Annotated in this window: 20 protein-coding genes; 2 read left to right on the top strand and 18 right to left on the bottom strand. The window is 63.7% G+C overall.

What is annotated here, in order from left to right; all coding sequences use genetic code 11:
- Positions 1–45: 45 nt before the first annotated feature.
- The 4 genes from FJ974_RS07945 to FJ974_RS07930 form a co-directional block, all read right to left on the bottom strand.
- A complete protein-coding gene (locus FJ974_RS07945; protein WP_140536352.1) occupies positions 46–192 on the bottom strand; it encodes a hypothetical protein in 147 nt (48 codons plus the stop codon).
- Positions 193–235: 43 nt separating this feature from the next.
- Complete coding sequence (locus FJ974_RS07940; RefSeq protein WP_140536350.1) at positions 236–436, bottom strand: hypothetical protein; 201 nt, start codon at positions 434–436, stop codon at positions 236–238.
- Between the two features lie 51 nt (positions 437–487).
- Complete coding sequence (locus FJ974_RS07935) at positions 488–1108, bottom strand: ribonuclease D (RefSeq protein WP_140536347.1); 621 nt, start codon at positions 1106–1108, stop codon at positions 488–490.
- A 122-nt stretch (positions 1109–1230) separates the two neighbouring features.
- Positions 1231–2616 carry a M20/M25/M40 family metallo-hydrolase gene (locus FJ974_RS07930; RefSeq protein ID WP_140536345.1) on the bottom strand — a complete coding sequence of 462 codons (1386 nt, stop codon included), beginning with the start codon at positions 2614–2616 and terminating at the stop codon, positions 1231–1233.
- A gap of 426 nt (positions 2617–3042) precedes the next feature.
- Between FJ974_RS07930 and polA the strand changes: the two genes are divergently transcribed.
- A complete protein-coding gene (polA, locus tag FJ974_RS07925; protein WP_140536342.1) occupies positions 3043–6006 on the top strand; it encodes a DNA polymerase I in 2964 nt (987 codons plus the stop codon).
- An 83-nt stretch (positions 6007–6089) separates the two neighbouring features.
- Here polA and FJ974_RS07920 read toward each other — a convergent pair whose 3' ends face one another.
- The 8 genes from FJ974_RS07920 to FJ974_RS07885 form a co-directional block, all read right to left on the bottom strand.
- Positions 6090–6494, bottom strand: a complete 405-nt coding sequence (locus tag FJ974_RS07920) for a Fur family transcriptional regulator (protein ID WP_140536340.1) — start codon at positions 6492–6494, stop codon at positions 6090–6092.
- A gap of 153 nt (positions 6495–6647) precedes the next feature.
- The gene (gene mgrA, locus FJ974_RS07915; RefSeq protein WP_140536337.1) at positions 6648–7694 is read right to left on the bottom strand and encodes an L-glyceraldehyde 3-phosphate reductase; all 1047 of its coding nucleotides are present in this window, start codon (positions 7692–7694) and stop codon (positions 6648–6650) included.
- Positions 7695–7826: 132 nt separating this feature from the next.
- The gene (locus FJ974_RS07910) at positions 7827–8969 is read right to left on the bottom strand and encodes a Gfo/Idh/MocA family protein (RefSeq protein ID WP_140536334.1); all 1143 of its coding nucleotides are present in this window, start codon (positions 8967–8969) and stop codon (positions 7827–7829) included.
- Between the two features lie 11 nt (positions 8970–8980).
- Positions 8981–9727, bottom strand: coding sequence for a sugar phosphate isomerase/epimerase family protein (locus tag FJ974_RS07905; protein WP_140536332.1), 747 nt, complete (start codon positions 9725–9727; stop codon positions 8981–8983).
- Between the two features lie 25 nt (positions 9728–9752).
- Positions 9753–10850, bottom strand: coding sequence for an ABC transporter ATP-binding protein (locus FJ974_RS07900; protein ID WP_140536465.1), 1098 nt, complete (start codon positions 10848–10850; stop codon positions 9753–9755).
- 2 nt (positions 10851–10852) lie between these two features.
- On the bottom strand, positions 10853–11788 hold the full coding sequence (locus tag FJ974_RS07895; RefSeq protein WP_140536329.1) for a carbohydrate ABC transporter permease: 936 nt from the start codon (positions 11786–11788) through the stop codon (positions 10853–10855).
- On the bottom strand, positions 11781–12674 hold the full coding sequence (locus tag FJ974_RS07890; RefSeq protein WP_140536327.1) for a carbohydrate ABC transporter permease: 894 nt from the start codon (positions 12672–12674) through the stop codon (positions 11781–11783). Before FJ974_RS07890 ends, FJ974_RS07895 begins: the two co-directional genes overlap by 8 nt.
- 85 nt (positions 12675–12759) lie before the next feature.
- On the bottom strand, positions 12760–13998 hold the full coding sequence (locus FJ974_RS07885) for an ABC transporter substrate-binding protein (RefSeq protein ID WP_140536324.1): 1239 nt from the start codon (positions 13996–13998) through the stop codon (positions 12760–12762).
- Positions 13999–14380: 382 nt separating this feature from the next.
- Between FJ974_RS07885 and FJ974_RS07880 the strand changes: the two genes are divergently transcribed.
- Positions 14381–15424: a LacI family transcriptional regulator gene (locus FJ974_RS07880; protein ID WP_140536322.1), complete on the top strand. Its 1044-nt coding sequence runs from the start codon at positions 14381–14383 to the stop codon at positions 15422–15424.
- 271 nt (positions 15425–15695) lie between these two features.
- Here the strand turns inward: FJ974_RS07880 and gndA are convergent, their stop codons facing one another.
- The 6 genes from gndA to FJ974_RS07850 form a co-directional block, all read right to left on the bottom strand.
- Positions 15696–17120 (bottom strand): NADP-dependent phosphogluconate dehydrogenase, encoded by a 1425-nt coding sequence (gene gndA, locus FJ974_RS07875; protein ID WP_140536319.1) that lies wholly within the window; start codon positions 17118–17120, stop codon positions 15696–15698.
- A gap of 142 nt (positions 17121–17262) precedes the next feature.
- Positions 17263–18903, bottom strand: a complete 1641-nt coding sequence (locus FJ974_RS07870) for a copper resistance CopC/CopD family protein (protein WP_140536316.1) — start codon at positions 18901–18903, stop codon at positions 17263–17265.
- A gap of 48 nt (positions 18904–18951) precedes the next feature.
- Positions 18952–19470 carry a YcnI family protein gene (locus FJ974_RS07865; protein ID WP_140536313.1) on the bottom strand — a complete coding sequence of 173 codons (519 nt, stop codon included), beginning with the start codon at positions 19468–19470 and terminating at the stop codon, positions 18952–18954.
- Positions 19471–19504: 34 nt separating this feature from the next.
- Positions 19505–20044 (bottom strand): copper chaperone PCu(A)C, encoded by a 540-nt coding sequence (locus FJ974_RS07860; protein WP_140536310.1) that lies wholly within the window; start codon positions 20042–20044, stop codon positions 19505–19507.
- 94 nt (positions 20045–20138) lie between these two features.
- Positions 20139–20486, bottom strand: a complete 348-nt coding sequence (locus FJ974_RS07855) for a hypothetical protein (RefSeq protein ID WP_140536463.1) — start codon at positions 20484–20486, stop codon at positions 20139–20141.
- 129 nt (positions 20487–20615) lie between these two features.
- On the bottom strand, positions 20616–21518 hold the full coding sequence (locus tag FJ974_RS07850; RefSeq protein ID WP_140536308.1) for a GntR family transcriptional regulator: 903 nt from the start codon (positions 21516–21518) through the stop codon (positions 20616–20618).
- Between the last annotated feature and the right edge of the window lie 224 nt (positions 21519–21742).

Below are 21742 nucleotides of genomic sequence, written 5' to 3'. Positions count from 1 at the left end.
GTCGAGCCCCCTGCACCCGGCCTGTCTTCGGCTGGTCGACCTTGCTCAATTCTGCTGGATCGAAATGCCCTTGTCGTCGATCTTGAGCTCCACGCCTTTCGGCCTGGTGTGCTCGCGATAGACATAGATGCCGAGCGCGACAACCACGACGGCCAGCGCGCCGATGATGAGATAGAGCATGTTCTGTCGCATTGTGCCCCCTTGTTGCGACCGAGCTTCGAAACCGATGGTGGAGCTATTGGTCGTCATCGTCAGAGGCCGGCCGCCAGCTGGTCGGATCGACCTTCTTCTGCGTGTCGCTGTCGACGTAGACCCACCAGCCATTGTCCCGGAACTGCGCGACGGATTCGTTGACAACCCCGTCGCTGTCCTTCCACATGACCGTGACCTTGGAGCCGTCTTTCGGCGCGCTCGCTATCGGCTTTCGCTCTGCCATTTCACTCCTCCATGGGACCGGCAGGAACGCCGTGCGGTTTCCTGGGTTCCGTCAGCTGTGGGCGAAGATGTCTTCCTCGGCCCAGCCCATCAGGTCGAGCCTGGCGCGCGTCGGCAGGAAGCGGAAGCAGGCCTCTGCCTCGTTCGTCCGATCTTCGCGCGCCAGCCGCGCGGCAAGCACCTCGCGCAGCCGGTGCAGGTAAAGCACGTCGGAAGCGGCATATTCGAGCTGTTCGGGCGATAATGTTTCGGCCGCCCAGTCGGACGATTGCTGCGCCTTCGACAGGCCGATGCCGAGCAGTTCGTTGCAGAGATCCTTCAGCCCATGCCGGTCGGTATAGGTGCGCGTCAGCCGCGAGGCGATCTTGGTGCAGAAGATCGGCTGCGCCATCACGCCGAACGCGTGGTAGAGCACGGCGATATCGAAGCGGCCGTAGTGAAACAGCTTGGTGACGCTGTCGTTTCGCAGGAGGCTGACGAGATTCGGCGCCTCCCTCTGGCCCGGCGCGATCTGGACGACGTCGGCGGTGCCATCGCCTGGCGATATCTGCACCACGCAGAGCCGGTCGCGATGCGGGTTGAGCCCCAGCGTTTCCGTATCGATAGCGACTGCCGTTACATTGTAGCGGGCGAGGTCGGGCAGGTCGTTCTTGTGGAAACGTATATCGCTCATTTTCTTCTCCGGTCGCGGCCGCGACGCCGCACATCGCGAGGGATGCGCGAGCAGGCTGCGGCGCGTTGCGCAGTTAACCCGTCCTCGCCGCGATCGGCGGAAAAATCAACAGAAACTTGTCTTCAGCGCGTCAGCGCGTCGAGAATGCGTGCCCAGGAGCGCTGTCCCTTGTGGAAGGAGGTCAGCTCGTATTTCTCGTTGGGCGAATGGATGCGGTCGTCGTCGAGGCCGAAGCCGACAAGCAGCGATTCCATGCCGAGATAGGTCTGGAAGTCGCCGACCACGGGAATAGAACCGCCGCCGCCGGTGGTGACGGCCTGCTTTTCCCATTCATCCGAGAGCGCGTCCTTGGCCTTGGTCAGGAACGGCGAGTCATAGGAAAGCTGGATCGCTGGCGAGCCGCCATGCGGATGGAATTCGACCGAGCAGTCGGCCGGAATGCGCTCGCGCACGAAAGCCTGGAAGGCGGCGCGGATCTTCTTCGGGTCCTGCTTATGGACGAGGCGGAAGGACACCTTGGCCGAGGCTTCCGCGGCGATCACAGTCTTGAAGCCTTTGCCGGTATAGCCGCCGATGATGCCGTTGAATTCCGCCGTTGGCCGGGCCCAGGTCAGCTCGAGCACCGAACGGCCCTTTTCGCCCGCGGGAATGGACAGGCCGACCGGGCCGAGGAAGGTTTCGGCGGTTTCGCCGAGCGTCTCCCAGGATTTCAGCACTTGCGAGGGCGTTTCCTCGACGCCGTCATAGAAACCCGGGATGGTGATATGGCCGTCCTCGTCGTGGATGTCTGCCAGGATCCTCGCCAGGATGCGGATCGGGTTGGCGGCCGCGCCGCCATAGAGGCCGGAATGCAGGTCGCGATTTGCGGCCTTGACGGTGACTTCCTCGCCGACCATGCCGCGCAGCGATACGCAGATCGACGGCGTCTCGCGGTTCCACATGCCGGTGTCGCAGACCAGCGCGAAATCGGCTTTCAGCTCGTCGGCATTGGCTTCGAGGAACGGCTTCAGCGACGGCGAGCCGGATTCTTCCTCGCCCTCGAACAGGATAGTGATCTGGCAAGGCAGATTGCCATGCACCTGCTTCCAGGCCCGGCAGGCTTCGACGAAAGTCATCAGCTGCCCCTTGTCGTCAGCCGAGCCGCGCCCGGTGATCACCTTGCGGCCTGGTTCGATTTCCTTGATCGACGGCGCGAACGGATCGTTCTCCCAGAGCTCGATCGGATCGACCGGCTGCACGTCGTAATGGCCGTAGAACAGCACGTGCGGCGCGCCCGCCGGCCCGTCATGATGCGCCACCACCATCGGATGGCCGGGTGTGTCGCGTATGCTTGCGTCGAAGCCGATCAGCTTGAGCTCGCCGACCAGCCATTCGGCACCCTTGCGGCAGTCGGCGGCGTAGGCGGGATCGGTGGAGATCGACCTGATGCCGAGCAGGCCGAAAAGCCGCTCCAGGCTCTGGTCGAGATTCTGGTCGAGACGGTCGAGGACGGGAGAAATTCTGGACATCTTTTGGCCTTTCGGGTTTTGGACAGACCCTAAAGGGCTGGACCAAAAACGAAAAGCCGCGATCGTTGGACCAAGGATGGCAAGGCATTGCGAATAGGCAAAAAAGAACCGCCGTGGTGGAGGGGGAACCACGGCGGTCTTTACTCGAAATGATGCGGCAGCCCGGAGAGGGGGGATAGGCTGCCGCAGTTGCCCGGTATAGGCGGGGGACGGGCCTTGCACCGGACTTCGGCGAAAAAACTGCCGATGAGATTTATTTGGGTCCTTGAACGTGGCGATTCAAGGGCACAAGAATTACACTTTTGTAACATGCCCGTGAGCGGCAGGATTTGGCCTGGACAGCGTCTGTCAGGGTGTTGCCGGAACCGGTGTTTTCTGAAGCCTTTAGCATGGACCGCGAAGCTTGGCCGCGCTATCCCTGCCGGCATGAAAAAAGGCGATCATCTCTTCCTTGTCGACGGCTCCGGCTACATTTTCCGCGCCTACCATGCGCTGCCGCCGCTCAACCGCAAATCCGACGGCCTGCCGACCAGCGCCGTTCTGGGCTTCTGCAACATGGTGTGGAAGCTGATGCAGGACGCCCGCAACACCGATGTAGGCATTGTGCCGACGCATTTCGCCGTCATCTTCGATTATTCGTCAAAGACCTTCCGCAGCGATCTCTATCCCGAATACAAGGCCAACCGCTCGGCGCCGCCGGAAGACCTCATCCCGCAATTTGGCCTGATCCGTCAGGCGACGGCGGCCTTCAACGTGCCTTGCATCGAGACGGAGGGTTTCGAAGCCGACGACATCATCGCCACCTATTGCCGGCTCGCCTGCGAGGTCGGCGCCGACACCACCATCATCTCTTCCGACAAGGACCTGATGCAGCTGGTGGGCCCGACCGTTGCGATGTACGACCCGATGAAGGATCGCCAGATCGGCGTTCCCGAAGTGATCGAGAAATGGGGCGTGCCGCCGGAAAAGATGATCGACCTGCAGGCGCTGACCGGCGACTCGGTCGACAATGTTCCTGGCGTGCCCGGTATCGGCCCGAAGACGGCGGCGCAGCTTCTGGAACAGTACGGCGATCTTGACGGGCTGCTGGCACGCGCCTCCGAGATCAAGCAGGAGAAGCGTCGCGAAACCATCATCGCCAATGCCGACAAGGCGCGCATCTCGCGCCAGCTGGTGACGCTGAAGAACGACGTGCCGCTGAAGGAAGGGCTGGACGATTTGGTGCTGCATGCGCCGGACGGGCCGAAGCTGATCGGCTTTTTGAAGACGATGGAGTTCACGACGCTGACCCGGCGTGTCGCCGAAGCGACGGGAACCGAGATCGGCGGCGTCCAGGCCGCCGCCGTCACCATCGAGCGCGCCGATACCGCGCATGGCCCCGATGTCGGCGCCGGCGCGCCACCGGCACAGAGGCAGGCTGCGCCCAGCTCGAACGGCGCCGCAAAGCCGGCCATCAGGGGCGAGGACGCGCCGCCGCAGGGCGACACCCCTTCCCTGTTGTCGGCGCTGCGGCTGGAACATGCCGCCGCTCGCAAGATCGACACGTCTGCCTATGTCGCCATTCGCGACGTGGCGGCGCTGAAGGGTTGGATCGCCGAGGCGAAGGAAGCCGGCATTCTTGCCTTCGACGCCGAGACCACTTCGAGCGACCACCCGATGCAGGCCGACCTGATCGGCCTTTCCATGGCGATCGCGCCGGGCCGCGCCGCCTATCTGCCGCTCGCCCACAAGAGCGGCAATGGCGACCTGCTTGGCGGCGGCATGCTGGCGGACCAGATCCCCGTCCGCGAGGCGCTGGCGCTGCTGAAGCCGCTGCTGGAGGACAGGTCGGTCCTCAAAATCGTTCAGGACATGAAATACGACATCGTCGTGATGAGCCGCCACGGCATCGAGGTCGGCCCGTTCGACGACACCATGCTGATCTCTTACGTGCTCGACGCCGGCACGGTCGGTCATCACGATCTGGCTGGACTCTCCGAGAAATGGTTGGGCCATGCGCCGGCTTCGAAGAAAGAACTTGCGGGGTCTGGAAGGAGCGCCGTCGGTTTCGACCAGGTCGATATCGATCGCGCCACCGCCTACGCCGCCGGGCAGGCCGACATAACGCTGCAGCTCTGGCAGGTGCTGAAGCCCAGGCTCGCCGCCAAGGGCCTGGTTTCCGTCTATGAGCGGCTGGAACGGCCGCTGGTGCCGGTGCTCGCCCGCATGGAGCAGCGCGGCATCTCGGTCGACCGGCAGATCCTCTCCCGACTGTCGGGCGAGCTGGCGCAAGGCGCCGCCCGTGTCGAGGAAGAAATCTACGGGATTGTCGGCGAGCGCATCAACATCGGCTCGCCCAAGCAGCTGGGCGATATATTGTTCGGGCGCATGGGCCTGCCGGGCGGCTCCAAGACCAAGACCGGCCAATGGTCGACCTCGGCGCAGCTCCTGGAAGACCTTGCCGCCGAAGGCCATGAATTGCCGCGCAAGATCGTCGACTGGCGCCAGCTCACCAAGCTGAAATCGACCTATACCGACGCGCTGCCCGGCTTCATCAATCCGGGCACCAACCGTGTCCACACCTCCTACGCGCTGGCCGCGACGACGACGGGGCGGCTGTCGTCCTCCGACCCCAATCTGCAGAACATCCCGGTGCGCACGGCCGAAGGCCGCAAGATCAGGACCGCCTTCATCGCCGAAAAAGGCCACAAACTGGTTTCGGCCGACTACAGCCAGATCGAATTGCGCGTGCTTGCCCATGTTGCCGAAATCCCGCAGCTCAAGCAGGCCTTCGCCGACGGCGCCGACATCCATGCCATCACCGCGTCCGAAATGTTCAACGTGCCGGTGGCGGGCATGCCCTCGGAAGTGCGCCGGCGCGCCAAGGCGATCAATTTCGGCATCATCTACGGCATCTCGGCCTTCGGCCTCGCCAACCAGCTGTCGATCCCGCGCGAGGAAGCGAGCGCCTACATCAAGCGCTATTTCGAGCGCTTCCCCGGCATTCGCGACTATATCGATGAAACCAAGGCCTATGCGCGCGAGAACGGCTTCGTCGAGACCATCTTCGGTCGCCGCATCCACTATCCGGAGATAAGGTCCTCCAATCCCTCGATCCGCGCCTTCAACGAGCGAGCCTCGATCAACGCCAGGCTGCAAGGCACTGCCGCCGACATCATCCGCCGCGCCATGGTCCATATGGAAGAGGCGCTGGACGAGGCGAAGCTCTCGGCCCGCATGCTCTTACAAGTGCATGACGAGCTGATCTTCGAGACGGTGGAAGCGGAAGTCGAGGCGACCATACCGGTCGTGCGCCGTGTGATGGAGCACGCGCCGATGCCGGCGGTCTCGATGTCGGTGCCGCTGCATGTCGACGCGCGGGCGGCGGACAATTGGGACGAGGCGCACTGAGCGCCTTACGTTCGTTCGTCATCCACGGGCGGAGCAAGGAGCGAAGCGACGCGGCGAAGACCCGAGGATGACGAAGCGAAAGCCTACGCTGCTTCAGCCCGGCACTTGGCGCACGTTCCGCGAAACTCGATCACCGCCTTCTTGGCGGCAAAGCCGGTCGAGCGCACCCATTCGTTCAGTCGGTGATCGACATCATGATCCGACATTTCGGTCACCTGGCCGCAATTGTCGCAGATGGCGAACGCGGTCATCGAATGGCTGTGGTCGTGCGGCTCGGCGCAGGCGACGAAGGAGTTGAGGCTTTCAAGCCTGTGCACGAAGCCGGACTTCACCAGCGTGTCGAGCGCACGATAGACCTGCAGCGGCGCGCGAAAGCCGCGCTCGCGCAGCTGGTCGAGCAACGTATAGGCGCTGAGCGGCCCGCTGGCGGCCTCGAGTTTTTCGAGCACGCACAGCTGGTTCTTCGTCAGCGCATTCCTTGCCGTCATTGCTTTTGTCCGGTCGTGGCCCCATTCGCATGCGATTTCCGTATGCGAATGCTTCAACTCCACTGACATAGCGACGAACCATCGATTTTGCCACTGCTTCCGTAGGTTCACAACTCAGGCGTGAGCAAGGGCGGATGGTTCGTCGGCTAAGCGTTACTTCCGCGCCGGACCTTTACGCTCGGCGGAAGTCGCCCAGAGATTGATGTCGGCCTCGCGCGCATAGGTGTCGATCTCGGCAAGCTCGGCATCGCTGAACTCGAGCGTCTTCAGCGCGCCGACGCAATCCTCCACCTGCTCCGGCCGGCTGGCGCCGATCAGCGCCGTCGTCACCCGGCCTTTGCGCAGCACCCAGGCCAGCGCCATCTGCGCCAGCGTCTGGCCGCGCCGGCCGGCGATGGCGTTGAGCGCCTGGATGTTGGCGATCGACTGGTCGTTGATGAAGGCCGGCCTCAGCGACTTGCCCTGGCTGGCGCGGCTGCCTTCGGGGATGCCGCCGAGATATTTGTCGGTCAGCATGCCTTGCGCCAGCGGCGAGAACACGATCGAGCCGATGCCGAGCCCCTCCAGCGCGTCGAGCAGCCCGTCCTCCTCGACCCAGCGGTTGAGCATCGAATAGCTCGGCTGGTGGATCAGACACGGCGTGCCGAGGTGCTTCAGAATATCGGCCGCCTCGCGCGTGCGCTGCGAATTGTAGGAGGAGATGCCAGCATAGAGCGCCTTGCCCGAGCGCACCGCGTGATCGAGCGCGCCCATGGTCTCTTCCAGCGGCGTCTCCGGATCGAAGCGGTGCGAATAGAAGATGTCGACATAGTCGAGCCCCATCCGCTTCAGGCTCTGGTCGAGGCTGGCGAGCATGTATTTGCGACTGCCCCATTCGCCGTAGGGACCGGCCCACATCTCGTAACCGGCCTTGGTCGAGATGATCAGCTCATCGCGGTAGCCGGCGAAATCGCTGCGCAGGATCTCGCCGAAGGCGGTCTCGGCCGAGCCGGGCGGCGGGCCGTAATTGTTGGCGAGGTCGAAATGCGTGATGCCGAGGTCGAACGCCTTGCACACGATCGCCTGCTTGGCCCTGTGCGGCGTGTCGTTGCCGAAATTGTGCCACAGCCCGAGCGAGATAGCCGGCAGCTTCAGGCCGGACCGCCCACAGCGGTTATAGATCATGCTTTCGTAGCGGTTTTCGGCGGCGACATAGGGCATGGGAAATCCTCGAATCTCAAAACGGATCGGGCGCCATCACCGCATAGGCAATGAACCGGCCCGGCGTCCCACCCTTTAGCCTCTCCCCGCCCGGACGGGGAGAGGCTTGCCAAAATAGAAGCTTTCCTGGACCTACTTCTTCTTGGCCAACAGCGCCTTCGCCTCTTTGACGCCGAGCGCGGCCGGCCGTTCGCAGGTCGTCTGCATCTGCACGAACTTGCCGCTTTCGCCGGAGCGCAGGATGCCGGTCATGACATCCACGGCATGCAGCGCCAGCTCCATCGAGCAGCGGTGCGGCCGTCCCTCCGCGATCGCGATCGCCATGTCGGCAAGGCCGGCGGTGCGGTAGTTGGCCATCATGCCATGTCCATGCATCTCGTTCGGCACGCCGAACGGATGGCGCCATTTGGGCAGCTTCTTGACCGGTTTGGCGGCATCGGTGAAGCTCACCTCGCCGCCGAAGAAGTTCGGATCCGGCACGAAGACGGTGCCGGCCTCGCCGTAGAGTTCCATCGGCGCGTGGCCGTGGCTCCAGACGTCCCAGCTGGTGTTGAGCGTGATCACCGCGCCGTTCTCGAACTCCAGCAGCGCATGGATGGTGGTCGGCGTGTTGACCGGGATTTTTTCGCCCGCGCGCGGTTTCGACGAGATCGTCCGCTCTTTGGCCGGGGTCGTGGCGAAGGCCGCCACCCGGCTGACCGGTCCGATCAGCTGGATCAGGTTGGTGACGTAGTATGGCCCGATGTCGAGCACCGGGCCGGCGCCCGGCTGGAAGAAGAAGTCGGGATTGGGATGCCAGTGCTCCATACCGTGGCCCATCACATGGCAGGTGCCGCTGGTGATCTTGCCGAGCTTGCCGCTGTCGATCAGCTCACGCACCAGCTGGTGCGCGCCGCCGAAAAAGGTGTCCGGCGCCGAGCCGATGCGCAGGCCTTTCTTCTGCGCTCGGCTTTTCAGGTCGAGCCCTTCCTTGACCGAGAGCACGAAGGGCTTTTCCGAATAGACGTGCTTGCCGGCCTCGAGCGCCACTTTCGAGACTTCGTAATGCACCGCAGGAACGGTCAGGTTGACGATGATGTCGATCTCGTCGTCCTTGAGGATTTCGTTGACTGTCTCAGCGCGTATCTTGAACTCCTTCGCCCTTGCCTCCGCGGCGTCCATGTTGATGTCCGCGCAGGCGCGCATCTTGATGCCACGAAACAGCGGCGCCAGCGAAAAATACGCCTTCGAGATGTTGCCGCAGCCGATGACGCCGATGCCAAGTTTGCTTGCCATTTTGATTGCTCCTACCAGCTCTTGGCTGCCGCGATCGAGCGCCGGGCAAAGCGCCCGACATCGTTGGGATTGTCCTGCTCCATGACGAAATATTTGGCGGCGCTGTTGGCGCGGAACGCCTCGATCAGGCCGGGCCAGTCGATGGTGCCGTGGCCGACATCCGACCAGCCGTCCTCGTCCAGCCCCTCGCCCGGCTTGGCGATATCCTTGACATGGACGGCGACAATGCGCTTGCCGTGCTTCTCGATCCAGGGCAGCGGATCGGCGCCGCCGCGGATCACCCAGGCGACGTCCATCTCCCAGCCGATGTCGGGTGCGGCGGACAGGATATGATCCTGCGGCAGCGAGCCGTCGGCGAGCGCCTTGAATTCGAAATCATGGTTGTGCCAGGCAAAGCCGTAGCCGGCATTCTTCGCTGTATCGCCGACCTTCGCAAGCCGCTCGCCGAAGTCGCGCCAGCCGGCGGCATCGGACGGCCTGGAATCGGGCATGAGGTAGGGGCAGATCAGCAGTGTTATGCCGAGCGCGTCGGCCGTCTTGCGCACGCCGCCGAAATCCTTTTCAAGCGCCTCGATGGAAAAGTGCCCGGTCGGCATCGCAAGCCCGTTCTTGTCGAGCTCGGCGCGGAACGCCTTCGGATCGGCATAGACGCCGCCAAAACCCTCGACTTGCCCGTAGCCGAGTTCGCCGAGCGTTTTCAGCACACCCTCCCACGGCAGGAAGTTGCGCGCGCTGTAAAGTTGGAATGACCAGTTCATCTGTCTGTCCGTTTCTGTTGTGAAGTCAAAGGCGGTTGCCGCTCTGGGCGTCGAAGAGCGAGGCGCGCATCGGATCGAAGCCGATGGTCACCGCCTCATCGTTCCTGGGCGTGCGCTCGGAGGTGACGCGGACGCTGAATTTCTGTTGGGCAAGCTTCAGCCAGACCAGTGTGTCGGAGCCCATCGGCTCGACCACTTCGACTTTGCTGGCCGCCGAGAACGGCCAGCCAGCGCCGCTGTTCAGACTCACATGCTCGGGCCTGATGCCGAATACGGCTGGTCCGGGTTGCGGCTGCCGGTCGAAATTATAGGTGTCGAGCGGAATTTTCAGACCGTCGGCGACGAAGCGCCAGCCGCCATCGGCGTTTTCCAGCTGGCCGTCGAGAAAATTCATTGCCGGCGAGCCGAGAAAGCCGGCGACGAAACGGTTGACCGGACGGTTGTAGATCACCTGCGGCGCATCGAGCTGCTGGATGACGCCGCCCTTCATTACCGCGATGCGGTCGGCAAGCGTCATCGCCTCGATCTGGTCGTGGGTGACGTAGATCATGGTGTTTTCGAGCTTGCGGTGCAGCAGCTTGATCTCGACGCGCAGTTCCGCGCGCAGCTTGGCGTCGAGATTGGAGAGCGGCTCGTCGAACAGGAAGACGTCGACGTCGCGCACCAGCGCCCGGCCGATCGCCACGCGCTGGCGCTGGCCGCCGGAAAGCGCCGAGGGCTTGCGCTGCAACAGCGGCTCGATCTGCAGGATCTCGGCGGCGCGCGCGATGCGTTTGGCGATCTCGTCCTTGGCCACGCCGGCAACGCGCAGGCCGAAAGAAAGGTTCTTCTCCACTGTCATCTGCGGATAGAGCGCGTAGGACTGGAACACCATGCCGATGCCGCGGTCCTTCGGCTCCTCCCAGGTGACGTTCTTGCCCTTGATGAAGATGCGGCCTTCCGAAATATCGAGCAGTCCGGCAATGCAGTTGAGCAAGGTCGACTTGCCGCAGCCGGACGGCCCGAGCAGCACGACGAACTCGCCCTCGGCGACGTCCAGATTGAGCGTCTTCAGCACCGACATCACGCCGAAATTGAGCGACAGGTCCTGGATCGAGACGCTGGGATTGGCGACTGCTGCCATCATCACCCTTTCACCGCGCCGGCGGCGATGCCGCGCACGAAAAGCTTGCCCGAAATGAAGTAGACGATGAGCGGAACAAGGCCGGTCAGGATGGTGGCGGCCATGTTGACGTTGTATTCCTTCACGCCCTGCACCGAATTGACGATGTTGTTGAGCTGCACCGTCATGGGATAGGTATCGGGACGCGTGTAGACGACGCCGAACAGGAAGTCGTTCCAGATGCCGGTCACCTGCAGGATGATGGCGACGACGAAGATCGGCAGCGACATCGGCAGCATGATGCGCAGATAGATGCCCCAGAAGCCTGCGCCGTCGACGCGCGCCGCGCGGAACAACTCTTCCGGCATCGAGGTGAAATAGTTGCGGAACAAAAGCGTCAGGATCGGCATGCCAAAGATGGAATGCACGATGACCAGGCCGGTGAGGCTGCCATAGAGGCCGATCTCGCGCAGGATGATGACGATCGGATAGATCATCACCTGATAGGGGATGAAGGCGCCGACGATCAGGATGATGAAGAAGGTGTCGGCGCCCTTGAAGCGCCAATTGGCGAGCGCATAGCCGTTCACCGAGGCGATGGCGATCGATAGCAGCACCGATGGTACGGTGATGCGCACGGAGTTCCAGAAGCCGCGCGAGAGCCCGTCGCAATTGAGGCCTGTGCAGGCCTGCGACCACGCCTTGACCCAGGGCTCGAAGGTGATCTCCAGCGGCGGCGAGAAGATGTTGCCGAGACGGATCTCGGGCATGCCTTTCAGCGACGTAACGATCATCACGTAGAGCGGCAGCAGATAATAGAGCGCCATCACGATGAGCGTGCCGTAGAGAAAGATGTTGCGGCGCGACAGCACGTGCCGCGGCTTCGGCCCGCTCGGCCCCGTGGCTTCGTGCCGCGATGCATCCACGGTGGCGGGTGGGGAGACGGCAATCTCAGCCACGCTTGCCGCCTCCGAATTCGAGATAGGCCCACGGCACGATGACGATCACCACCGAGAGCAGCATCATGGTCGAGGCGGCAAAACCCTGGCCGAGATTCTGGGCGAAGAACATATAGTCGTAGACGTATTTTGCCGGCACTTCGGAAGCGATGCCCGGCCCGCCGCTGGTCTGGGCGACCACCAGGTCGTAGACCTTGACAATGCCGGCGGCGATGATGACCAGCGTGGTGATGAAGACCGGCCGCATCATCGGGATGATGATAAAGAGATAGGTTTTCCAGGTGGGTATGCCGTCAACCCGCGCCGCCTTCCAGATGTCCTCGTCGATGCCGCGCAGTCCGGCCAGCATCAGGCACATGATCAGCCCCGTGCCTTGCCAGAGCGCGGCGATCGAAATGCCGTAGATGACGATGCTGGAATTATAGAGCGGATCGAAGCTGAAGCTCGTCCAGCCGAGGTCCCGCACGACGTGCTGGATGCCGAAGTCGGGATTGAGCAGCCACTGCCAGACAAGGCCGGTGACGATGAAGGACAGTGCGAACGGGTAGAGGAAAATGGTACGGAACGTATCCTCGAAGCGGATCTTCTGGTCGAGCAGCGCGGCGAGGAGAAAGCCGATCACCAGCGAGAACACCAGCGAGATCACGCCGTAGATCAAAAGGTTCTCGATCGAGACCAACCAGCGCGGTGTCGCCCACAGCCGGTAATACTGGTCGAGCCCGACGAAGTGCAGCCGCGGCAAAAGCTTCGAATTGGTGAAGGAATAGAGCACCGTCCAGGCAGTTCCACCGACGAACACCACCAATGCCGTCAGGATCATCGGGATCGATGCGATCTTCGCATTGAGGTTGCGGAAAAGCTGATTGGGGCGATTGCTCTTGCTCATCTCGGCAGCCGGACGGAAACGGGTAAGGGCGGCACACTCCCGGCCCCGCGGGAGCGGGGCCGGGAGCCGGGAGGACCGTCTGTCGTCAGTCGGCGGAAGCGATGATGGCGGCGAAGCGCTTCTGCGCCTCTTCGAGCGTCATGTCGGGCTTGGCGAAGAATTCGGAGAACAGATCCTCCTTCTGCTTCTGGCTGTCCTGCGACAGCAGCTGGTCCGTCCACGGGATGACTGCACCCTTGGCGAGGATGGCGAGGCCCTTCTTCATGCAGTCGTTGGCCGTGTTGAGGTCGACGTCGCCGCGCACCGGCAGCGAGCCCTTCTTGAGGTTGAAGGCGACCTGTGTCTTCGGATCGAGCAGCGTCTGGGCCAGCACCTCCTGCGCCTTGGACTTGTCGGCATCCTTGAGCAGTGGGAAGTAGAAGGCGTCGCCGCCGGTTGCGATGACCTCGTTCAGGCCGAGGCCGGGAAGACAGGTGTAGTCCTTGCCGGCGGTCTTGCCGGCGACCTGGAACTCGCCCTGCGCCCAGTCGCCCATGATCTGGCCGCCGGCCTTGCCGGTGATGACCAGGTTGGTTGCCTGGTTCCAGTCCTGCACGTTGGTGTTCTTGGCCATCTTGCGGGCGTCGTCGGCGGCCTTGAATACCTTGGCGATCTCGGGCCCGGCCGCGAATGTGGCGTCCTTGTTCTTGTAGACCTTGAGGAAGGCGTCCGAGCCGCCGACCGCCGCTAGCAGCACGTCGAAAGCGCCCGATGCCTGCCAGGGCTGCCCGCCGACTGCGAGCGGGATGATGCCGGCCTTTTCGAGCGCCGGAGCGGCCGCCACGAACTCATTCCAGTCCTTCGGCGTCGGCACGCCGGCCTTCTTGAAAGCCTCGTTCGACAGCCAGAGCCACTGCCAGGAATGGATGTTGACGGGCACGCAATAGATCTTGCCGTCGATGGTGCAGCTGTCGAGCAGGCTCTTCGGCCGCACGATTTCCGTCCACTTGCCCTTGGTGGCGATGTCGGTGAGGTCGCGCATCAGGCCGGCCTGAACCAGCTCCTCCGCCTGGCGGCCGTGATTGAACTGGGTGGCGCCCATAGGGTCGCCGCCGGTGATGCGGCTGATCATGATCGGGCGCGCCGTGCCGCCGGAGCCGGCGATGGCGCCGTCGACCCAGTGATTGCCCGTCGCGTCGAACGCCTTGGCGAGTTCCGCCACCGCTGCCGCCTCGCCGCCCGAAGTCCACCAATGGGTGACCTCCAGATCGGTCGCGGCCGCCGGCCCGGCGAAGTTCAAGGCCACCGTCGCCGCAAAGGCGGCGGTCAGGAATTTGTATCGCATTTCGGCTCCTCCCAGAATCTGAAACGTTACAGATTTTCGATACGTCAATTGGCCGGCATGCGCAACCCTCGAACAAATGCAGAGGGAGCTTTTTTCGAGCCGTGAACAAATTCACGTCCCGGGAATATCCTAATCGCCGCCGGGTGGGCAAAATCGGCGCCAGGGCTCATAGTCGGCGAAGATTCTATTTGAATCAGTGGCTTTGCCTGGCAGTGCGAGCCGGCCCCCGACTGCCTCTCGATCGCTGACGATGGGTTGGCGTTGGCAACCTGTAACGTTTCAGTATATTGAAGCCCCGCGGCGGCCGGCAGAGCGTGCAAAGTCGATATTGCATGATTGCCGGCCGTCCTCGCGGCTGCTATGCGCCTGACGGGCGGGACGAATGGATAGACGACGAATCGAGAAGGACGACGAGACGTCGGCCAGGGAACGGCCGACGCTGAAGACGCTCGCCTTCATGACCGGGCTCGGCGTCACCACGGTGTCGCGCGCGCTCAAGGATGCGCCCGAGATCGGCGCCGAGACCAGGCGGCGCGTCCAGCTCGTCGCCAAGCAGATCGGCTACCGGCCGAACCGCGCCGGCGTCAGGCTGAGGACGGGCAAGACCAATGTCATCAGCCTGGTTCTGAACACCGAGCATGAGCTGATGAGCTTCGTCTCGGATATTATCTACGGAGTCACCGAAGTCATTGCCGACACGCCTTATCACCTGATCGTCACACCCTATTCGCGCTCGCAAGACCCGCTCGATCCCGTACGCTATCTGGTCGAGACCGGCTCGGCCGATGGCGTCATCTTTTCACGCACCCAGCCCAACGACCCGCGCGCTCGTTATATGCTGGAACGCGGCATTCCCTTCGCCACGCATGGCCGCACCGACATGGGGCTGGTGCATCCCTATCATGACTTCGACAACTACGCCTTCGCCGGCGAAGCGGTGCGCCATCTCGCCGGCATGGGCCGGCGCCGGCTCGCTCTGGTCACGCCGCCGGTCGGCCTCACCTATTACGGCCACACGGTGAACGGCTTTGCCGACGCGCTGAGCGACGTCGGCGCCTCGGAGGTGCCGTTCAACACCGTTTCGATCGACCACACAATCGAGCAGATCAGGACGCGGACCGCGCAGTTGATGCGCCGCGACAATCGTCCGGACGGCATCGTCAGTAGCGCCGCCGCCGCCACGCTCGCCGTCGTCGCCGGCATCGAGGATGCCGGCCTGAAGCTCGGCCGCGACGTCGACGTGGTCTCGAAACAGTCGTCGGAACTGCTGCATCTGTTCCGGCGAGAACTGCTGGTCGTCAACGAGAATTTTAGGCTCGCCGGCTCCGAGCTCGCCCGCGCGGTGCTCGGCTGGATCGGCGGCGCCGCGCCCGGCTCGCTGCAGTCGCTCAGCGCGCCGGGCGAGGTGTTGCCCTATCGGGGGTAGCTCTGGTTGCCGGCCAACGATTGCCCTCTAGAAGATCGTCTGCTCGACGCTGGAGATTGGCCGAGGCCCCTCAGCTTCGTCATCCTCGGGCTTGACCCGAGGATCCATGCCGTAACCTCTGCCGGAAGTGTAACGGTGCAGAATTCTGTAACCGCCGCAATGTCTTAAATGTAACGGCATGGATCCTAGGGTCTGCGCGCGTCGCTTCGCTCCTTGCTCCGCCCTAGGATGACGACGCGAGAGACGCCCGACGACCTGACGCGACCCAAGCCTAGCCCGCCCGGCTGCCCCACGGTCCATGGAACGCCCCTTGCTCGCCGATGCGCTCGAACCCATGCGCGCCGAAGAAATCGCGCTGCGCCTGGATCAGGTTCGAGGTGCCGCGCCCCTGGCGGTAGCTGTCGAAATAGGCGAGCGCCGAAGACAGCGCCGGCACCGGCGAGCCGGCCTCGGAGGCCCGCGCCACGATGCGCCGCAGCGATGGATGCGCTTCCTGCATCATGGCGATAAAAGCCGGCGCCATCAAAAGATTGACAGCCGCGTTGCCCGCGCCGAGCGCTTCCGCCATCGTGTCCAGCATCTGCGAGCGGATGATGCAGCCGGCGCGCCAGATCTTGGCGATCGTCGGCATCGGCAGGTTCCAGCTGAACTCCTTCGAGGCGCCGCTCATCACCGCAAACCCTTGCGCATAAGCGGCGATCTTGCCGGCGAACAGCGCCAGTTCCAGGTCCTTCAGCAGTGCCGGCTTGTCGCCGGCAATCTTCGTCACGCCGATATTGCCATAGGCCTTTTCGGCCGCCTGCCGCTCGTCCTTGATCGACGACAGCACGCGCGCCGCGACCGCCGCCTCGATCGCCGTCGCCGGGATGCCAAGTTGCTGCGCCTCGATCACCGACCATTTGCCGGTGCCTTTCTGGCCGGCGCGGTCGAGGATGATGTCTACCACCGGCTTGCCGGTCTTCGGATCGTCGGCGGCCAGCACCTTGGCGGTGATCTCGATCAGATACGAATTGAGCCGGCCCTTGTTCCAGCCTTCGAAGACCGCGCCGATCTCCTTCGGCGCCATGCCGAGCCCATCGCGCAGGATGCCGTAGATTTCGGCGATCATCTGCATGTCGGCATATTCGATACCGTTGTGGATGGTTTTGACGAAATGGCCGGCGCCGTCGGTGCCGAGCCAGGCGGCGCAAGGCTCGTCCTTGAACTTGGCGGAAATCGCCGTCAGCACGTCTTCGACCCGCTTCCAGGAGTCTTCGGTGCCGCCGACCATGATCGAAGGCCCGTGGCGCGCGCCTTCCTCGCCGCCCGAGACGCCCATGCCGATGAAGGTCAGGCCGGAGTCTGAAAGCTCGGAAAAGCGCCGCATCGTGTCGCGGAAATTGGCGTTGCCGGCATCGATGACGATGTCGTTGGCCGACAGCACGCCTCGCAACGCTTCGATCTGCTCGTCGACGGGCTTGCCGGCCAGCACCATGATGATGATCGGTCGCGGCGGCCGGATGGCGGCGGCGAGTTCCTCCAGGCTGCGGCAGGGCACGACCATGTCCTTCAGCGCGCCGGCGCTCTCGACGAAGGCGTCGGTGCGTGCGGCCGTGCGGTTGAAGACGGCGATGCGGTGCCCATGCTCGGCGATGTTGAGCGCCAGGTTGGAGCCCATCGTCCCAAGGCCGATCAGGCCGATTTCGGCTTTTTCCATCGTTTCTTCCCTGCTTTCGGACTTTGTTAGAGCCGCTTTTGTAGCGATGCCCATTCTTCCCGTGATGATTGACGGCCCTTCACGGCGGCGTCAACCGCCTTGCAGAATTGTGACGCAACCCATGGCGTCCTGAGATCTCAGGTCAGTCCGATCTGATCTCGATCGGAGCCTCGATCTTCACCATCTCGAAATCCGTCACCAGGATGTCGAGCCGCGCCGTCCAGCGGCCGGGAAGCGGGATGACGAGGTTGTCGACGCGCCAGGTGCCGTCGCCGGGCTTGGTCGCAGGCCGTTTGATCGGCTCGATGCCGGAATCCGGCTTCGACAGCACCAGCGTCACCTGCTTGGCGTCGAGCGGGCCGAAATCGCCGCTCATGATGACCATCGAGGCGGCGACCTGGCCGGCATGGCCGGGGATGATGCTGAGATCGGCCATCGCCTTCAGCGTGTGGATGTGGATCGACACCGGCTGCGCTGCGGCGATCGCCAGCGCCCGCGGCGGCGGCGTGAAGCGCCAGCCGGCGGTGACGCCGAAGATGGCGAGCACGATCAGGACTTCAATACGGATGGAACGCACCAGCCGCCGCTGCACTTCGGTGTCGCCGGCCTCAGCCGGCATGGTCAGTGTCCAGCGATTGACGGCGGCGAGCGTGAACAGGAAGAGCAGCAGAACCAGTTTCAGCAGCAGCAGGCGGCCATAGGCCGTATGGACCAGCGCCGGCAGCGTCTGCACCTGAATGATTGCGAGCACGGTCCCGCTCGCGACAAGCACGGCCACGACAGGCAGGATCGCGTGCGAAAATCGGCGCAGGAAGGCGCGCGCTTCGGCCGGCTGATGCCGCAGGGCAAGGCCGAGCGGCGCCAATGCGCCGGACCAGAAGGCGATGGCCGTGCCGTGCAGGAACACCGAAGGCCGCATCAGCCATTGCGGCTCGGCTGCGCTGGCATGCCCGCTGGCCGCAAGTGCCGCGCCGACGCCTGCGAGCCCGGCAATGGCGAGCGGCTTCGCATTTGCGCGCGGGACGACCAGCGACAGCAGACCGAGCCCGAGCGCAATCAGCGCAATCAGCACCGTCCAGCCGAAGCTGGTGCCGAGCGCCGTCGCCCAGATCACCGGCTCCGCGAACCGGACAAGCGGTGCACCAAGCGCGTCGAGCCCCTGAAAGCCGAGAGACAGCAGCGCGGCAATCAGCCCGCCCAGGATCGCGGCGATAACGAAACGTCGACCACCGTGCTGATCCTCGGCCATCCAGGCGAGTGAAAAGGCGCCGCCGACGCCCAGCAAGAGGCCGGCATAAAGAAAGAGCTTGCCGATCCAGATTGCGCTGCGCAGCGTCCAATCGACTGTTTCGCCCGCCACAGGCGGCGTGCTCGGCGCGCCGATGGAAAACAGCGCCGAGCCGCCGACCGGATGGCCGTCGACCGAGATCACACGCCAGCTCAGCACATGGGTGCCGGCTTTGAGCGTTTCCGGATTGTCGATCTCGACGGTCTGCTCGTTGAGCCGGAAGGAGGTCAGCGCAAGCTGGCTGCCGTCCGGCCGCACCAGGGTGAGCACCAGCGGCGAGACCGGCTCGCTGAAGGTCAGCGAGAACCGGGCCGGACTTTGCGCCAGCACGGCGCCATCGGCCGGATCGGTCGCGACCAGCGCCGCGTGCGCCAAGGCGCGGCCCGGCAGAAGCAGGACCGCGGTCAGCACGAAAGCGGCGAGCAGGCCGCCGCCAATCAGCTTGAGGCTCGCGCCACTCCTGCGGACTATCGATCGGGAAGATGCTGCGTTCATACCATCGTGACGAAAGCGGCGGCCCGCATGAAGCGCGCCGCCGGGAATTTACTTCTTCGGCAGCAGCTTGATGCCGGGCGCAGGATTTTCGAGCGCATCCGCATCCTGGCCTGCCGCCGGAATTTCAATCCAACGCTCGGCGGCATCGCCGCATTCCTGCACCACCGGGAAATAGAGCATCTGGCCGGCCGGCAGCTCTGCCGCCAGCGAGGCACGGAAGACGAACTCGTCGTAGAATTCGTCCGGCAGATTGCCGCCGCTCCAGTCGACCTCCTTGATACCGGTGGTCAGCGTTTCGCCATAGAGCTGGTAGGACTTGTCGTATCTGCCCTGCTTGGTCTGCAGCGTCCAGCCGGGCTTCGGCATCGGCTTGACCGAAATCACGCCTTCCGGGATCTGCACCCGCACGGCGGTGGTCGCCTTGCCGGCGCAGCCATGCGGTACGCGCAAGACGGCCTTGTAGATCGAGCCGACGGCCGCTTCCTGGGTCTCGAGCGTGATATGCGCAAAGGCCTGGGTCGGTCCCAGGACGAGAAGCGCACCCGCCGCCAAAATAAACTTGTTCATCTGGTCCCTCTTGGAATCCTGGTTGCCGGTCCGCTCAGTCATCGTCCTGAGGCGGCAGGCTATCCATGCCTTGCACAGCAAATTCGACCTTGACTGCACCGGCTTTTTCGAAGGTCAGCGTCGCAGCGAACATCTCGCCTTTCTTGGGTTGCCGCTTGAGCCCGACGAACATCAGGTGATAGCCACCCGGCTTCAGCGCCACCTTGCCGCCGGCGGGGATTTCGAGCCCGCCGGTGACCGGCCGCATGGTCATGACGCCGTCCTTGACTCCCATTTCATGCAGCTCGGCCTTGTCGGAAACGTCGGAGGAAATCGACAGCAGCCGGTCCGGCGCGCTGCCCTTGTTGGTCACGGTGAAATAGCCGCCGGCCACCTTGGCGCCGGGCGGCGTCGCGCGCGACCACGGATGCCCGATCTCGAGGTCGCCCGCCTTGAATTCATGCGCGATGGCGCCGGGAACGCAAGCAAACAGGAGAAGAAACGCCAATACGGCGAGGCCGAGGCGATATTCAAAGCTGCGCGCAAACGCATCGCCACGGGCATGCGCACGCACTGCGGGAACAAAATTGGACATGGGTAACTCCATAAATGTGCACTCGCGCCGTCTTGCGGCCGCGAGCAGTCCGATCGTTGGATGAAGGCACCCGCGAAAGGTTCTGCGGGTCTCGTCAGATCCCCGCCGGCGGCGCGCGCGGATTGGCCGGGGAGCGGTCGCGGGCAAAATCGAGATGCCGGAAAGCCGGAGCCAGAAAGGCGACCGGCTCGAAGACCCGCGTTCCGGCCAGCGCGCCGGCGTCCGGCGGCGGCAGATGCGCCGGCGAAACCATGCTGCAGCCAAGCGAACAGCAGTCCGGCATGTGCTGCTGGTACGGATCGCCGCCCGGCAGATTGGCCGCTCCTTCATGGGTGCAGATGACGTTGCCGAAGGCGTCGAGCTGCGCAGGGGCGCCAAAGGCGAAGGCGCCGAGCGCCGACTGAAGCAACAGCATCAAGGCCGCGACAATCGCGGCCGGCAGGCTCCATCGTCTCAGCCGGATATCCAAAAAGACTGCCTCATTTCGCAGCAATTTGCCGACCCTAGCACGCGGCCAACGGCCGGAAAATCGGCAAAACCATGCTGCGGCAACGCGGCGCGATACGCAGTGTCAGGCCGGCCGAGCCTGCCGTCCTTCCGGAATGGAGCTCAACAGCGTCTGGCGCGCCGACTTCAGATGTCTGCGGCAAGCTGCGTCGACCTTGCCAAGGTCGCGCGATTTCAGCGCCGCGATATAGGCCAGATGCTCGCCGATCGCGACCTCGTTGCGCTCGCGCTCCTGCGCCTTGTTCCACTGATAGTGGTAGTGGAAGATCATGGCGATCACGTCGTAGAAGTCGACGATGAAGCGGTTATGCGAGGCGCGATGGATCAGCCGGTGAAAGCGCTCGTCGAGCTCCGAGAATTCGTTGAAGCGCGTGGCTATCTCGCCGGCGAGCTGGCGATGCTCATTCTCCAATTTGTCGAGATCGGCCCAGACCGGGCTGTCCTGCGGCAAGGCGGCAAAGGCGGCGGCCGAGCGCAGCTCGAACATCTCGCGGATCTCGGTCAGCTCCAGCGCGAAGGCTCGGGTGAAGCCCTTCAGCACCCAATGGCTGTTGCGCCGCTTCTCGATCAGGCCGAAGCGTGAGAAGCGGATCAGGAACTCGCGCACGCTGGTGGTGCCGACGCCGATCTCGCGCGCCAGCTCCAGCTCGTTGATCTGCATGCCGGCTTCGGCACCGCCGGCGAGTAGCCGGCGCATGAAGGAGCGCTCGATGATCTCGGCCAGCGAGTCGGTCTCTTCCTCCGGGAAGAAATCCTGCGGCCTCGGCGCCCTCAGCACCGTCTTGCTGCGCTTGTTCCAGGCGATCAGCCCGGTCTCCTCCATGCGCGCCAGGATGCTGCGCACCGTGGTGCGGCTGACGCTGAGTGACGCGCCTAGCTCCGGCTCGGACGGCAGGCTCTTGGTTTCGTCGAGCAGCCGCAGGCAGCGGTTGAAGGCATCCTTGTAGACATTGTTGCTCTTCGACATCCCCTGCCCCGTTGCCCTTGCCAGCGCTTGCGACGGCCGGCTTGAAGCGCGATATGATGGAACTTCCTTCGGTGTCAGGCCCGGAGTGCCCGCGCGTTCGAAAAGGACGCACGGCGCCCCGATGAAAAAACAATTGACGCAAAAATGTTTTTTCACGATAAAAGACATTATATACAACCGGGCGTATGTCAATCCGCCCGCATTCCCAGGATTACCCAGGACAG

It is taken from the genome of Mesorhizobium sp. B1-1-8 (genome assembly GCF_006442795.2).
Taxonomy (GTDB): Bacteria; Pseudomonadota; Alphaproteobacteria; order Rhizobiales; family Rhizobiaceae; genus Mesorhizobium.
This window is presented reverse-complemented; position numbering and strand designations above follow the sequence as displayed.

Excerpts from the sequence above, each read along its gene's own strand:
- FJ974_RS07945 (WP_140536352.1), bottom strand. The coding sequence starts at position 192 with ATGCGACAGAACATGCTCTATCTCATCATCGGCGCGCTGGCCGTCGTG.
- FJ974_RS07940 (WP_140536350.1), bottom strand. The coding sequence starts at position 436 with ATGGCAGAGCGAAAGCCGATAGCGAGCGCGCCGAAAGACGGCTCCAAG.
- FJ974_RS07935 (WP_140536347.1), bottom strand. The coding sequence starts at position 1,108 with ATGAGCGATATACGTTTCCACAAGAACGACCTGCCCGACCTCGCCCGC.
- FJ974_RS07930 (WP_140536345.1), bottom strand. The coding sequence starts at position 2,616 with ATGTCCAGAATTTCTCCCGTCCTCGACCGTCTCGACCAGAATCTCGAC.
- polA (WP_140536342.1), top strand. The coding sequence starts at position 3,043 with ATGAAAAAAGGCGATCATCTCTTCCTTGTCGACGGCTCCGGCTACATT.
- FJ974_RS07920 (WP_140536340.1), bottom strand. The coding sequence starts at position 6,494 with ATGACGGCAAGGAATGCGCTGACGAAGAACCAGCTGTGCGTGCTCGAA.
- mgrA (WP_140536337.1), bottom strand. The coding sequence starts at position 7,694 with ATGCCCTATGTCGCCGCCGAAAACCGCTACGAAAGCATGATCTATAAC.
- FJ974_RS07910 (WP_140536334.1), bottom strand. The coding sequence starts at position 8,969 with ATGGCAAGCAAACTTGGCATCGGCGTCATCGGCTGCGGCAACATCTCG.
- FJ974_RS07905 (WP_140536332.1), bottom strand. The coding sequence starts at position 9,727 with ATGAACTGGTCATTCCAACTTTACAGCGCGCGCAACTTCCTGCCGTGG.
- FJ974_RS07900 (WP_140536465.1), bottom strand. The coding sequence starts at position 10,850 with ATGGCAGCAGTCGCCAATCCCAGCGTCTCGATCCAGGACCTGTCGCTC.
- FJ974_RS07890 (WP_140536327.1), bottom strand. The coding sequence starts at position 12,674 with ATGAGCAAGAGCAATCGCCCCAATCAGCTTTTCCGCAACCTCAATGCG.
- FJ974_RS07885 (WP_140536324.1), bottom strand. The coding sequence starts at position 13,998 with ATGCGATACAAATTCCTGACCGCCGCCTTTGCGGCGACGGTGGCCTTG.
- FJ974_RS07880 (WP_140536322.1), top strand. The coding sequence starts at position 14,381 with ATGGATAGACGACGAATCGAGAAGGACGACGAGACGTCGGCCAGGGAA.
- gndA (WP_140536319.1), bottom strand. The coding sequence starts at position 17,120 with ATGGAAAAAGCCGAAATCGGCCTGATCGGCCTTGGGACGATGGGCTCC.
- FJ974_RS07870 (WP_140536316.1), bottom strand. The coding sequence starts at position 18,903 with ATGAACGCAGCATCTTCCCGATCGATAGTCCGCAGGAGTGGCGCGAGC.
- FJ974_RS07865 (WP_140536313.1), bottom strand. The coding sequence starts at position 19,470 with ATGAACAAGTTTATTTTGGCGGCGGGTGCGCTTCTCGTCCTGGGACCG.
- FJ974_RS07860 (WP_140536310.1), bottom strand. The coding sequence starts at position 20,044 with ATGTCCAATTTTGTTCCCGCAGTGCGTGCGCATGCCCGTGGCGATGCG.
- FJ974_RS07850 (WP_140536308.1), bottom strand. The coding sequence starts at position 21,518 with ATGTCGAAGAGCAACAATGTCTACAAGGATGCCTTCAACCGCTGCCTG.